Source organism: Enterobacter cloacae complex sp. S3 (assembly GCF_014930495.1).
Lineage (GTDB): Bacteria > Pseudomonadota > Gammaproteobacteria > Enterobacterales > Enterobacteriaceae > Enterobacter > Enterobacter asburiae_B.
Genome location: NZ_JADBRD010000061.1, coordinates 1 through 10,329 on the forward strand (window position 1 = coordinate 1; position 10,329 = coordinate 10,329).

22 protein-coding genes are annotated in these 10,329 nt (G+C 50.0%); 21 read left to right on the forward strand and 1 reads right to left on the reverse strand.

Annotation, left to right across the window (positions count from 1 at the left end; genetic code table 11):
• Positions 1–207 precede the first annotated feature (207 nt).
• Both bfd and bfr read left to right on the forward strand, forming a co-directional pair.
• Entirely contained in the window at positions 208–402 is a 195-nt protein-coding gene (gene bfd / locus IM317_RS22490; protein ID WP_033146788.1) for a bacterioferritin-associated ferredoxin, read from the forward strand.
• Between the two features lie 72 nt (positions 403–474).
• Positions 475–951 (forward strand): bacterioferritin, encoded by a 477-nt coding sequence (gene bfr / locus IM317_RS22495; RefSeq protein ID WP_008503492.1) that lies wholly within the window; start codon positions 475–477, stop codon positions 949–951.
• Here the strand turns inward: bfr and IM317_RS22500 are convergent.
• Entirely contained in the window at positions 935–1,408 is a 474-nt protein-coding gene (locus tag IM317_RS22500; RefSeq protein WP_033146787.1) for an A24 family peptidase, read from the reverse strand. The two genes, bfr and IM317_RS22500, sit on opposite strands and share 17 nt — an antisense overlap.
• Before the next feature lie 380 nt (positions 1,409–1,788).
• Here IM317_RS22500 and rpsJ point away from each other — a divergent pair, with 380 nt between their 5' ends.
• The 19 genes from rpsJ (at position 1,789) to rpsE (ending at position 10,329) form a co-directional block, all read left to right on the forward strand.
• Positions 1,789–2,100, forward strand: a complete 312-nt coding sequence (rpsJ, locus tag IM317_RS22505; protein WP_001181005.1) for a 30S ribosomal protein S10 — start codon at positions 1,789–1,791, stop codon at positions 2,098–2,100.
• A gap of 32 nt (positions 2,101–2,132) precedes the next feature.
• Positions 2,133–2,762: a 50S ribosomal protein L3 gene (gene rplC, locus IM317_RS22510; RefSeq protein WP_006178923.1), complete on the forward strand. Its 630-nt coding sequence runs from the start codon at positions 2,133–2,135 to the stop codon at positions 2,760–2,762.
• A 10-nt stretch (positions 2,763–2,772) separates the two neighbouring features.
• Positions 2,773–3,378, forward strand: a complete 606-nt coding sequence (gene rplD / locus IM317_RS22515) for a 50S ribosomal protein L4 (protein ID WP_000424395.1) — start codon at positions 2,773–2,775, stop codon at positions 3,376–3,378.
• Positions 3,375–3,677, forward strand: a complete 303-nt coding sequence (rplW, locus tag IM317_RS22520; protein WP_000617546.1) for a 50S ribosomal protein L23 — start codon at positions 3,375–3,377, stop codon at positions 3,675–3,677. The genes rplD and rplW overlap by 4 nt, the downstream gene beginning before the upstream one ends.
• Positions 3,678–3,694: 17 nt before the next feature.
• A complete protein-coding gene (gene rplB / locus IM317_RS22525; RefSeq protein ID WP_000301859.1) occupies positions 3,695–4,516 on the forward strand; it encodes a 50S ribosomal protein L2 in 822 nt (273 codons plus the stop codon).
• A gap of 16 nt (positions 4,517–4,532) precedes the next feature.
• On the forward strand, positions 4,533–4,811 hold the full coding sequence (gene rpsS, locus IM317_RS22530; RefSeq protein WP_001138117.1) for a 30S ribosomal protein S19: 279 nt from the start codon (positions 4,533–4,535) through the stop codon (positions 4,809–4,811).
• Positions 4,812–4,825: 14 nt separating this feature from the next.
• On the forward strand, positions 4,826–5,158 hold the full coding sequence (gene rplV / locus IM317_RS22535) for a 50S ribosomal protein L22 (protein WP_002919773.1): 333 nt from the start codon (positions 4,826–4,828) through the stop codon (positions 5,156–5,158).
• 17 nt (positions 5,159–5,175) lie between these two features.
• Complete coding sequence (rpsC, locus tag IM317_RS22540) at positions 5,176–5,877, forward strand: 30S ribosomal protein S3 (RefSeq protein WP_000529945.1); 702 nt, start codon at positions 5,176–5,178, stop codon at positions 5,875–5,877.
• Positions 5,878–5,889: 12 nt separating this feature from the next.
• Positions 5,890–6,300: a 50S ribosomal protein L16 gene (gene rplP, locus IM317_RS22545; protein WP_002919759.1), complete on the forward strand. Its 411-nt coding sequence runs from the start codon at positions 5,890–5,892 to the stop codon at positions 6,298–6,300.
• A complete protein-coding gene (gene rpmC / locus IM317_RS22550; RefSeq protein WP_003863282.1) occupies positions 6,300–6,491 on the forward strand; it encodes a 50S ribosomal protein L29 in 192 nt (63 codons plus the stop codon). Before rplP ends, rpmC begins: the two co-directional genes overlap by 1 nt.
• Positions 6,491–6,745: a 30S ribosomal protein S17 gene (gene rpsQ, locus IM317_RS22555; protein ID WP_008503489.1), complete on the forward strand. Its 255-nt coding sequence runs from the start codon at positions 6,491–6,493 to the stop codon at positions 6,743–6,745. The genes rpmC and rpsQ overlap by 1 nt, the downstream gene beginning before the upstream one ends.
• A 166-nt stretch (positions 6,746–6,911) precedes the next feature.
• Positions 6,912–7,283 (forward strand): 50S ribosomal protein L14, encoded by a 372-nt coding sequence (gene rplN / locus IM317_RS22560; RefSeq protein WP_002919748.1) that lies wholly within the window; start codon positions 6,912–6,914, stop codon positions 7,281–7,283.
• 10 nt (positions 7,284–7,293) lie between these two features.
• On the forward strand, positions 7,294–7,608 hold the full coding sequence (gene rplX / locus IM317_RS22565) for a 50S ribosomal protein L24 (RefSeq protein WP_003863287.1): 315 nt from the start codon (positions 7,294–7,296) through the stop codon (positions 7,606–7,608).
• Between the two features lie 14 nt (positions 7,609–7,622).
• On the forward strand, positions 7,623–8,162 hold the full coding sequence (gene rplE, locus IM317_RS22570; RefSeq protein ID WP_001096206.1) for a 50S ribosomal protein L5: 540 nt from the start codon (positions 7,623–7,625) through the stop codon (positions 8,160–8,162).
• Positions 8,163–8,176: 14 nt separating this feature from the next.
• The gene (rpsN, locus tag IM317_RS22575; protein ID WP_003863291.1) at positions 8,177–8,482 is read left to right on the forward strand and encodes a 30S ribosomal protein S14; all 306 of its coding nucleotides are present in this window, start codon (positions 8,177–8,179) and stop codon (positions 8,480–8,482) included.
• A 30-nt stretch (positions 8,483–8,512) separates the two neighbouring features.
• On the forward strand, positions 8,513–8,905 hold the full coding sequence (rpsH, locus tag IM317_RS22580) for a 30S ribosomal protein S8 (RefSeq protein ID WP_006178918.1): 393 nt from the start codon (positions 8,513–8,515) through the stop codon (positions 8,903–8,905).
• Positions 8,906–8,917: 12 nt separating this feature from the next.
• Positions 8,918–9,451 (forward strand): 50S ribosomal protein L6, encoded by a 534-nt coding sequence (rplF, locus tag IM317_RS22585; protein ID WP_003863296.1) that lies wholly within the window; start codon positions 8,918–8,920, stop codon positions 9,449–9,451.
• Positions 9,452–9,460: 9 nt separating this feature from the next.
• Positions 9,461–9,814: a 50S ribosomal protein L18 gene (gene rplR / locus IM317_RS22590; protein WP_003863297.1), complete on the forward strand. Its 354-nt coding sequence runs from the start codon at positions 9,461–9,463 to the stop codon at positions 9,812–9,814.
• 14 nt (positions 9,815–9,828) lie between these two features.
• Positions 9,829–10,329: a 30S ribosomal protein S5 gene (gene rpsE / locus IM317_RS22595; protein WP_003863299.1), complete on the forward strand. Its 501-nt coding sequence runs from the start codon at positions 9,829–9,831 to the stop codon at positions 10,327–10,329.

Sequence of the window (10,329 nt, forward strand, 5' to 3'; positions counted from 1 at the left end):
GGGCGTGGTTGCTAAAGTTCTGGGCTAATTAATTATCCCCGAATAAAAAAAGGACGCTTCGGCGTCCTTTTTTGTTTTCTGCCGCTCAGTTACTGTCACAAAATTTCGCATTTTTTGCCTGCTCCCGCCCCGTATTGTGGCGTTTGTGCTATTGTAATCATAACCATTCTCACTTACACTTTGCGCATAATTTGAACGGGAGTCTCTATGTACGTTTGTTTATGTAATGGTGTAAGCGACAAGAAAATACGTCAGGTCGTTCGCCAGTTTCAGCCTCAGTCATTTCAGCAACTACGCAAATTTGTTCCGGTGGGAAATCAATGCGGTAAATGTGTACGTGCTGCGCGAGAGATCATGCAGGACGAATTGATGCAGATCCCGGAATACAAAGAGATCGCGTAAGCGCCCATCTTTTTTTTGACATCCCTGTAGCCCGATCTACGCTTCAATGAGTGGAAGCGGAGGGACTATATAATGAAAGGTGATGTTAAAATCATAAGTTATCTCAATAAATTATTGGGAAATGAGCTTGTCGCAATTAACCAGTACTTTCTTCACGCGAGAATGTTCAAAAACTGGGGGCTTAAACGTCTGAACGACGTTGAGTACCATGAATCGATCGATGAAATGAAGCACGCTGATAAATATATCGAGCGTATTTTATTCCTTGAAGGCATTCCAAACCTGCAGGATCTTGGAAAGCTGGGCATCGGAGAAGATGTCGAAGAGATGCTGCGTTCCGACCTCAGGCTGGAACTTGAAGGCGCCAAAGATCTCCGTGAAGCCATTGCCTATGCCGACAGCGTACATGACTACGTTAGTCGCGATATGATGATCCAGATCCTGGCCGATGAAGAAGGACATATTGACTGGCTGGAAACGGAGCTGGATTTGATTGCTAAAATCGGTCTGCAGAACTACCTTCAGTCGCAGATTAAAGTGGAAGAGTAACCACCGTCTTCCAGCCTACGCATAAACCCGCTGCTGCCAGAAATGGCCCAAAAGGCAGTGGGTTTTTTAATGCTCCCTTATCGCCGGTGAGTAACGAAAACACAAGAATGCTAAGTAGTGCCATAAGCGCAGCGAGTAACGCCAGCGTAGGCAGCATGCACCAGCCATGCCACGCACCAAGCGCCGCCAGGTATTTTACATCGCCGTATCCCATCCCTTCACGCCGGCAGATAAACCGATATCCCCAGTAAATAACGGCAAAGCCGACATATCCAGCCATCGCTCCCACCACTGCACTCGGCAGAAAATCAGGTTGGACACAGAGCTGAAAGAGCAGGCCCGCCCATAGCAACGGGCAGAGAAATTTATCAGGAAGCAGTCCGCAGCGAATATCTGCACGGACGAGAAAGGCAGTCAGCGAAAAATAGACCAGCAAAAAGGGGAGGGTGGTTAACATGGAAAAGGCCTCAAAAGGGTTTGAGCGCATCCTCGCTATAATCGACCTGGTCGGCAATCTATAAAAACGACACTTGCGTAGGGGCTCGAGACAAAGCCTTGAGAAGGGATACATTGCGTAAAAAGTTGCGCGCCCATACGCATACTGCGCCTCTGGCGCTTAATTTCTAAACGGCACTTGCGTCTTGTCCAGATTTACGTATAATGCGCGGGCTTGTCGTAATTGACGGCGGGTTCAATCAGAACCAGAGTAGCTCATTTTGTTACTCAACAATGCTCCCAATTGGGGAGCTACGTAAGAACGGTTACACTCTCCCATCAATCGTAATGGGTTTGAGGAGTAATCATTTTCGTTTATAAAATAATTGGAGCTCTGGTCTCATGCAGAACCAAAGAATCCGTATCCGCCTTAAAGCGTTTGATCATCGTCTGATCGATCAATCAACCGCGGAAATCGTCGAGACTGCTAAGCGCACTGGTGCGCAAGTCCGTGGTCCGATCCCGCTGCCGACCCGCAAAGAGCGCTTCACCGTTCTGATCTCTCCGCACGTCAACAAAGACGCGCGCGATCAGTACGAAATCCGCACTCACAAGCGTCTGGTTGACATCGTTGAGCCAACTGAGAAAACCGTTGATGCTCTGATGCGTCTGGATCTGGCTGCCGGTGTAGACGTGCAGATCAGCCTGGGTTAATCAGGTCATCGAGCGATTGAGAGGTTGATACAATGATTGGTTTAGTCGGTAAAAAAGTGGGCATGACCCGCATCTTCACTGAAGATGGCGTTTCAATCCCAGTAACCGTAATCGAAGTTGAAGCAAACCGCGTTACCCAGGTTAAAGATCTGGCTAACGATGGCTACCGCGCTGTTCAGGTGACCACTGGTGCTAAAAAAGCTAACCGTGTAACCAAACCAGAAGCGGGTCACTTCGCTAAAGCTGGCGTAGAAGCTGGCCGTGGTCTGTGGGAATTCCGTCTTGCTGAAGGCGAAGAGTTCACCGTAGGTCAGGACATTAGCGTTGAGCTGTTTGCTGACGTTAAAAAAGTTGACGTAACCGGTACCTCTAAAGGTAAAGGTTTTGCTGGTACCGTTAAGCGCTGGAACTTCCGTACCCAGGACGCTACCCACGGTAACTCCTTGTCTCACCGCGTTCCGGGTTCTATCGGTCAGAACCAGACTCCGGGCAAAGTGTTCAAAGGCAAGAAAATGGCAGGTCAGCTGGGTAACGAACGTGTGACCGTTCAGAGCCTGGACGTAGTACGTGTTGACGCTGAGCGCAACCTGCTGCTGGTTAAAGGTGCAGTTCCGGGTGCAACCGGTAGCGACCTGATCGTTAAACCAGCTGTGAAGGCGTAAGGGGATAGCAATGGAATTAGTATTGAAAGACGCGCAGAGCGCGCTGACTGTTTCCGAAACTACCTTCGGTCGTGATTTCAACGAAGCGCTGGTTCACCAGGTTGTTGTTGCTTATGCAGCTGGTGCTCGTCAGGGTACTCGTGCTCAGAAGACTCGTGCTGAAGTAACTGGTTCTGGCAAAAAGCCATGGCGCCAGAAAGGTACCGGCCGTGCGCGTTCAGGTTCTATCAAGAGCCCGATCTGGCGTTCAGGTGGCGTGACCTTCGCTGCGCGTCCACAGGACCACAGTCAAAAAGTTAACAAAAAGATGTACCGCGGCGCGCTGAAAAGCATCCTGTCCGAACTGGTACGTCAGGATCGTCTGATCGTTGTCGAGAAGTTCTCTGTTGAAGCGCCTAAAACTAAGCTGCTGGCACAGAAACTGAAAGACATGGCTCTGGAAGATGTGCTGATCATCACCGGTGAGCTGGACGAGAACCTGTTCCTGGCCGCACGTAACCTGCACAAGGTTGACGTACGCGATGCGACTGGTATCGACCCGGTTAGCCTGATCGCCTTCGACAAAGTCGTAATGACTGCTGATGCTGTTAAGCAAGTTGAGGAGATGCTGGCATGATTCGTGAAGAACGTCTGCTGAAGGTGCTTCGCGCACCGCACGTTTCTGAAAAAGCGTCTACTGCGATGGAAAAAACAAACACCATCGTTCTCAAAGTTGCTAAAGACGCGACCAAAGCAGAGATCAAAGCTGCTGTGCAGAAACTGTTTGAAGTCGAAGTCGAAGTCGTTAACACCCTGGTAGTTAAAGGGAAAGTTAAACGTCACGGACAGCGTATCGGTCGTCGTAGCGACTGGAAAAAAGCTTACGTCACCCTGAAAGAAGGCCAGAATCTGGACTTCGTTGGCGGCGCTGAGTAAGTCGGAGGAGTAATACAATGGCAGTTGTTAAATGTAAACCGACATCTCCGGGTCGTCGCCACGTAGTTAAAGTGGTTAACCCTGAGCTGCACAAGGGCAAACCTTTTGCTCCGTTGCTGGAAAAAAACAGCAAATCCGGTGGTCGTAACAACAATGGCCGTATCACCACTCGTCACATCGGTGGTGGCCACAAGCAGGCTTATCGTATTGTTGACTTCAAACGCAACAAAGACGGTATCCCAGCAGTTGTTGAACGTCTTGAGTACGATCCGAACCGTTCCGCGAACATCGCGCTGGTTCTGTACAAAGACGGCGAACGCCGTTACATCCTGGCCCCTAAAGGCCTGAAAGCTGGCGACCAGATTCAGTCTGGCGTTGATGCTGCAATCAAAGCAGGCAACACCCTGCCGATGCGCAATATCCCGGTTGGTTCTACCGTTCATAACGTAGAAATGAAACCAGGTAAAGGCGGTCAGCTGGCACGTTCCGCTGGTACTTACGTTCAGATCGTTGCTCGTGATGGTGCTTATGTCACCCTGCGTCTGCGTTCTGGTGAAATGCGTAAAGTCGAAGCAGACTGCCGCGCTACTCTGGGCGAAGTTGGCAATGCTGAGCATATGCTGCGCGTTCTGGGTAAAGCAGGTGCTGCACGCTGGCGTGGTGTTCGTCCTACCGTTCGCGGTACTGCGATGAACCCAGTCGACCACCCACATGGTGGTGGTGAAGGTCGTAACTTTGGTAAGCACCCGGTAACTCCGTGGGGCGTTCAGACCAAAGGTAAGAAGACCCGCAGCAACAAGCGTACTGATAAATTTATCGTACGTCGCCGTAGCAAATAATTTTAGAGGATAAGCCATGCCACGTTCTCTCAAGAAAGGTCCTTTTATTGACCTGCACTTGCTGAAGAAGGTAGAGAAAGCGGTGGAAAGCGGAGACAAGAAGCCCCTGCGCACTTGGTCCCGTCGTTCAACGATCTTTCCTAACATGATCGGTTTGACCATCGCTGTCCATAATGGTCGTCAGCACGTTCCAGTCTTTGTTACCGACGAAATGGTTGGTCACAAACTGGGTGAATTCGCACCGACTCGTACTTATCGCGGCCACGCTGCTGATAAAAAAGCGAAGAAGAAATAAGGTAGGAGGAAGAGATGGAAACTTTAGCTCAACATCGCCATGCTCGTTCTTCTGCTCAGAAGGTTCGCCTTGTTGCTGACCTGATTCGCGGTAAGAAAGTGTCGCAGGCCCTGGACATCCTGACCTATACCAACAAGAAAGCTGCGGTATTGGTCAAGAAAGTACTGGAATCTGCCATTGCTAACGCTGAACACAACGATGGCGCTGACATCGACGATCTGAAAGTCGCGAAAATTTTCGTAGATGAAGGCCCAAGCATGAAGCGCATTATGCCGCGTGCGAAAGGTCGTGCAGATCGCATCCTGAAGCGCACCAGCCACATTACTGTGGTTGTGTCCGATCGCTGAGACTCTGGAGACTAGCAATGGGTCAGAAAGTACATCCTAATGGTATTCGCCTGGGTATTGTAAAACCATGGAACTCTACCTGGTTTGCGAACACCAAAGAATTCGCTGACAACCTGGACAGCGATTTTAAAGTACGTCAGTACCTGACTAAGGAACTGGCTAAAGCGTCTGTATCTCGTATCGTTATCGAGCGTCCAGCGAAGAGCATCCGTGTGACTATTCACACTGCTCGTCCTGGCATCGTTATCGGTAAGAAAGGCGAAGACGTAGAAAAACTGCGCAAGGTCGTAGCGGATATCGCTGGCGTTCCTGCACAGATCAATATCGCTGAAGTTCGTAAGCCTGAACTGGATGCTAAATTGGTTGCTGACAGCATCACTTCACAGCTGGAACGTCGCGTTATGTTCCGTCGTGCTATGAAGCGTGCTGTACAGAACGCAATGCGTCTGGGCGCTAAAGGTATTAAAGTTGAAGTTAGCGGCCGTCTGGGCGGCGCGGAAATCGCACGTACCGAATGGTACCGTGAAGGTCGCGTACCGCTGCACACTCTGCGTGCTGACATCGACTACAACACCTCTGAAGCGCACACCACTTACGGTGTAATCGGCGTTAAGGTATGGATCTTCAAAGGTGAGATCCTGGGTGGTATGGCTGCTGTTGAACAACCGGAAAAACCGGCTGCTCAACCTAAAAAGCAGCAGCGTAAAGGCCGTAAATAAGGAGCGTCGCTGATGTTACAACCAAAGCGTACAAAATTCCGTAAAGTGCACAAAGGCCGCAACCGTGGTCTGGCGCAGGGTACGGATGTTAGCTTCGGCACTTTCGGTCTGAAAGCTGTTGGCCGTGGTCGTCTGACTGCACGTCAGATCGAAGCAGCACGTCGTGCAATGACCCGTGCAGTTAAGCGTCAAGGTAAGATCTGGATCCGTGTATTCCCGGACAAACCGATCACCGAGAAGCCACTGGAAGTTCGTATGGGTAAAGGTAAAGGTAACGTGGAGTACTGGGTTGCCTTGATCCAACCGGGCAAAGTCCTTTATGAAATGGACGGTGTTCCGGAAGAGCTGGCCCGTGAAGCCTTCGGCCTGGCAGCAGCGAAACTGCCTATCAAAACCACCTTTGTAACTAAGACGGTGATGTAATGAAAGCAAAAGAGCTGCGTGAAAAAAGCGTTGAAGAGCTGAACGCTGAGCTGCTGAACCTGCTGCGTGAGCAGTTCAACCTGCGTATGCAGGCTGCAAGTGGCCAGCTGCAACAGACTCACCTGCTGAAGCAAGTGCGTCGCAATGTTGCACGCGTTAAGACTTTACTGACTCAGAAGGCGGGTGCGTAATGACCGATAAAATCCGTACTCTGCAAGGTCGTGTTGTTAGCGACAAAATGGAGAAATCCATTGTTGTAGCTATCGAACGTATTGTGAAACACCCGATCTACGGTAAATTCATCAAGCGTACGACCAAACTGCACGTACATGACGAGAACAACGAATGTGGTATCGGCGACAAGGTTGAAATCCGTGAATGCCGTCCACTGTCCAAGACTAAGTCCTGGACGCTGGTTCGCGTTGTAGAGAAAGCGGTTCTGTAATACAGTACGCCTTCTCAATACGAATAAACGGCTCAGCGATGAGCCGTTTATTTTTTCTACCCATATTGCAGAAGCGGTGTTATAATGCCGCGCCCTCGATATGGGGCTTTTTAACGGCTCTGATTTTAGAGTCTCAGGTAGTAGTTGACATTAGCGGAGCACTAAAATGATCCAAGAACAGACTATGCTGAACGTCGCCGACAACTCCGGTGCACGTCGCGTAATGTGTATCAAGGTTCTGGGTGGCTCGCACCGTCGCTACGCAGGCGTAGGCGACATCATCAAGATCACCATCAAGGAAGCAATTCCACGTGGTAAGGTCAAAAAAGGTGATGTGCTGAAGGCGGTAGTGGTGCGCACCAAGAAGGGTGTTCGTCGCCCTGACGGTTCTGTCATTCGCTTCGATGGTAATGCATGCGTTATTTTAAACAATAACAGCGAGCAGCCTATCGGCACGCGTATCTTTGGGCCGGTAACTCGTGAACTTCGTACTGAGAAGTTCATGAAAATTATCTCTCTGGCACCAGAAGTACTCTAAGGAGCGAATCATGGCAGCGAAAATCCGTCGTGATGACGAAGTTATCGTGTTAACCGGTAAAGATAAAGGTAAACGCGGTAAAGTAAAAAATGTTCTGTCTTCCGGCAAACTTGTCGTTGAAGGTATCAACCTGGTTAAGAAACATCAGAAGCCGGTTCCGGCCCTGAACCAACCAGGTGGCATCGTTGAAAAAGAAGCTGCTATTCAGGTTTCTAACGTTGCAATCTTCAATGCGGCTACCGGCAAGGCTGACCGTGTAGGCTTTAGATTCGAAGACGGCAAAAAAGTCCGTTTCTTCAAGTCTAACAGCGAAACTATCAAGTAATTTGGAGTAGTACGATGGCGAAACTGCATGATTACTACAAAGACGAAGTAGTTAACAAACTCATGACTGAGTTTAACTACAATTCTGTCATGCAAGTCCCTCGGGTCGAGAAGATCACCCTGAACATGGGTGTTGGTGAAGCGATCGCTGACAAGAAACTGCTGGATAACGCAGCAGCTGACCTGACAGCAATCTCCGGTCAAAAACCGCTGATCACCAAAGCACGCAAATCTGTTGCAGGCTTCAAAATCCGTCAGGGCTATCCGATCGGCTGTAAAGTAACTCTGCGTGGCGAACGCATGTGGGAGTTCTTTGAGCGCCTGATCACTATTGCTGTTCCACGTATCCGTGACTTCCGTGGCTTGTCCGCTAAGTCTTTCGACGGTCGTGGTAACTACAGCATGGGTGTCCGTGAGCAGATCATCTTCCCAGAAATCGACTACGATAAAGTCGACCGCGTGCGTGGTTTGGATATTACCATTACCACTACTGCGAAATCTGACGAAGAAGGCCGTGCTCTGCTGGCTGCCTTTGACTTCCCGTTCCGCAAGTAAGGTAGGGTTACTGAATGGCTAAGCAATCAATGAAAGCACGCGAAGTAAAGCGCGTAGCTTTAGCTGATAAATTCTTCGCTAAACGCGCTGAACTGAAAGCGATCATTTCTGATGTGAACGCTTCCGACGAAGATCGTTGGAATGCGGTTCTCAAGCTGCAGTCTCTGCCGCGTGATTCCAGCCCGTCTCGTCAGCGTAACCGCTGTCGTCAAACAGGTCGTCCACATGGTTATGTGGGCAAGTTTGGGTTGAGCCGTATCAAACTGCGTGAAGCCGCCATGCGCGGTGAAGTGCCAGGCTTGAAAAAGGCTAGCTGGTAATTACCAATTGAATCACGGGAGTAAAGACAGATGAGCATGCAAGATCCGATCGCGGATATGCTGACCCGTATCCGTAACGGTCAGGCCGCGAACAAAGTTGCGGTCACCATGCCTTCCGCCAAGCTGAAAGTGGCAATTGCCAACGTGCTGAAGGAAGAAGGTTTTATCGAAGATTTTAAAGTTGAAGGCGACACCAAGCCGGAACTGGAACTTACTCTTAAGTATTTCCAGGGTAAAGCTGTTGTAGAAAGCATTCAGCGTGTCAGCCGCCCAGGCCTGCGCATCTATAAGAAAAAAGATGAGCTGCCAAAAGTTATGGCTGGTCTTGGTATCGCAGTTGTTTCTACCTCTAAAGGTGTTATGACTGATCGTGCAGCGCGCCAGGCTGGTCTTGGTGGCGAAATTATCTGCTACGTAGCCTAATCGGAGGAAAGAATGTCTCGTGTTGCTAAAGCACCGGTCGTTATTCCTGCCGGCGTTGATGTAAAAATCGACGGTCAGGTTATTACGATCAAAGGTAAAAACGGCGAGCTGACTCGTACCCTCAACAAAGCTGTTGAAGTTAAACATGCAGATAACGCTCTGACCTTCGGTCCACGTGATGGTTTCGTGGATGGATGGGCTCAGGCTGGTACCGCGCGTGCCCTGCTGAACTCAATGGTTGTTGGTGTTACCGAAGGCTTCACTAAAAAGCTTCAGCTGGTTGGTGTAGGTTATCGTGCAGCTATCAAAGGGAATGCAGTAGGCCTGTCTCTGGGCTTCTCACACCCTGTTGAGCATCCGCTGCCGGCCGGTATCACTGCAGAATGTCCGACTCAAACTGAAATCGTGCTGAAAGGCGCTGATAAACAGCTGATCGGTCAGGTTGCAGCAGATCTGCGCGCCTACCGTCGTCCTGAGCCTTACAAAGGCAAGGGTGTTCGTTACGCCGACGAAGTCGTGCGTACCAAAGAGGCTAAGAAGAAGTAAGGTAACACTATGGATAAGAAATCTGCTCGTATCCGTCGTGCGACCCGCGCACGCCGCAAGCTCAAAGAGCTGGGTGCAACTCGCCTGGTGGTACATCGTACCCCGCGTCATATTTACGCACAGGTAATTGCACCGAACGGTTCTGAAGTTCTGGTAGCTGCTTCTACTGTAGAAAAAGCTATCTCAGAACAATTGAAGTACACCGGTAACAAAGACGCCGCTGCAGCTGTAGGTAAAGCTGTTGCTGAACGCGCTCTGGAAAAAGGCATCAGCAATGTTTCCTTTGACCGTTCCGGGTTCCAATATCATGGTCGTGTCCAGGCACTGGCAGATGCTGCCCGTGAAGCTGGCCTTCAGTTCTAAGGTAGAGGTGTAAGATGGCTCACATCGAAAAACAGGCTGGCGAACTGCAGGAAAAGCTGATCGCGGTAAACCGCGTATCTAAAACCGTTAAAGGTGGTCGTATTTTCTCCTTCACAGCTCTGACTGTAGTAGGCGATGGTAACGGTCGCGTTGGTTTTGGTTACGGTAAAGCGCGTGAAGTTCCAGCAGCGATCCAGAAAGCGATGGAAAAAGCCCGTCGCAATATGATTAACGTCGCGCTGAACAACGGTACCCTGCAACACCCAGTTAAAGGTGTTCACACGGGTTCTCGTGTATTCATGCAGCCAGCTTCAGAAGGTACCGGTATCATCGCCGGTGGTGCAATGCGCGCCGTTCTGGAAGTTGCTGGGGTTCATAACGTTCTGGCCAAAGCATATGGTTCCACCAACCCGATCAACGTGGTTCGTGCAACTATTGATGGCCTGGAAAATATGAATTCTCCAGAAATGGTCGCTGCCAAGCGTGGTAAATCCGTTGAAGAAATTCTGGGGTAA

Bases quoted from the DNA above. Each gene is read 5' to 3' on its own strand.
- bfd (WP_033146788.1), top strand. From the start codon at position 208: ATGTACGTTTGTTTATGTAATGGTGTAAGCGACAAGAAAATACGTCAG.
- bfr (WP_008503492.1), top strand. From the start codon at position 475: ATGAAAGGTGATGTTAAAATCATAAGTTATCTCAATAAATTATTGGGA.
- IM317_RS22500 (WP_033146787.1), bottom strand. From the start codon at position 1,408: ATGTTAACCACCCTCCCCTTTTTGCTGGTCTATTTTTCGCTGACTGCC.
- rpsJ (WP_001181005.1), top strand. From the start codon at position 1,789: ATGCAGAACCAAAGAATCCGTATCCGCCTTAAAGCGTTTGATCATCGT.
- rplC (WP_006178923.1), top strand. From the start codon at position 2,133: ATGATTGGTTTAGTCGGTAAAAAAGTGGGCATGACCCGCATCTTCACT.
- rplD (WP_000424395.1), top strand. From the start codon at position 2,773: ATGGAATTAGTATTGAAAGACGCGCAGAGCGCGCTGACTGTTTCCGAA.
- rplW (WP_000617546.1), top strand. From the start codon at position 3,375: ATGATTCGTGAAGAACGTCTGCTGAAGGTGCTTCGCGCACCGCACGTT.
- rplB (WP_000301859.1), top strand. From the start codon at position 3,695: ATGGCAGTTGTTAAATGTAAACCGACATCTCCGGGTCGTCGCCACGTA.
- rpsS (WP_001138117.1), top strand. From the start codon at position 4,533: ATGCCACGTTCTCTCAAGAAAGGTCCTTTTATTGACCTGCACTTGCTG.
- rplV (WP_002919773.1), top strand. From the start codon at position 4,826: ATGGAAACTTTAGCTCAACATCGCCATGCTCGTTCTTCTGCTCAGAAG.
- rpsC (WP_000529945.1), top strand. From the start codon at position 5,176: ATGGGTCAGAAAGTACATCCTAATGGTATTCGCCTGGGTATTGTAAAA.
- rplP (WP_002919759.1), top strand. From the start codon at position 5,890: ATGTTACAACCAAAGCGTACAAAATTCCGTAAAGTGCACAAAGGCCGC.
- rpmC (WP_003863282.1), top strand. From the start codon at position 6,300: ATGAAAGCAAAAGAGCTGCGTGAAAAAAGCGTTGAAGAGCTGAACGCT.
- rpsQ (WP_008503489.1), top strand. From the start codon at position 6,491: ATGACCGATAAAATCCGTACTCTGCAAGGTCGTGTTGTTAGCGACAAA.
- rplN (WP_002919748.1), top strand. From the start codon at position 6,912: ATGATCCAAGAACAGACTATGCTGAACGTCGCCGACAACTCCGGTGCA.
- rplX (WP_003863287.1), top strand. From the start codon at position 7,294: ATGGCAGCGAAAATCCGTCGTGATGACGAAGTTATCGTGTTAACCGGT.
- rplE (WP_001096206.1), top strand. From the start codon at position 7,623: ATGGCGAAACTGCATGATTACTACAAAGACGAAGTAGTTAACAAACTC.
- rpsN (WP_003863291.1), top strand. From the start codon at position 8,177: ATGGCTAAGCAATCAATGAAAGCACGCGAAGTAAAGCGCGTAGCTTTA.
- rpsH (WP_006178918.1), top strand. From the start codon at position 8,513: ATGAGCATGCAAGATCCGATCGCGGATATGCTGACCCGTATCCGTAAC.
- rplF (WP_003863296.1), top strand. From the start codon at position 8,918: ATGTCTCGTGTTGCTAAAGCACCGGTCGTTATTCCTGCCGGCGTTGAT.
- rplR (WP_003863297.1), top strand. From the start codon at position 9,461: ATGGATAAGAAATCTGCTCGTATCCGTCGTGCGACCCGCGCACGCCGC.
- rpsE (WP_003863299.1), top strand. From the start codon at position 9,829: ATGGCTCACATCGAAAAACAGGCTGGCGAACTGCAGGAAAAGCTGATC.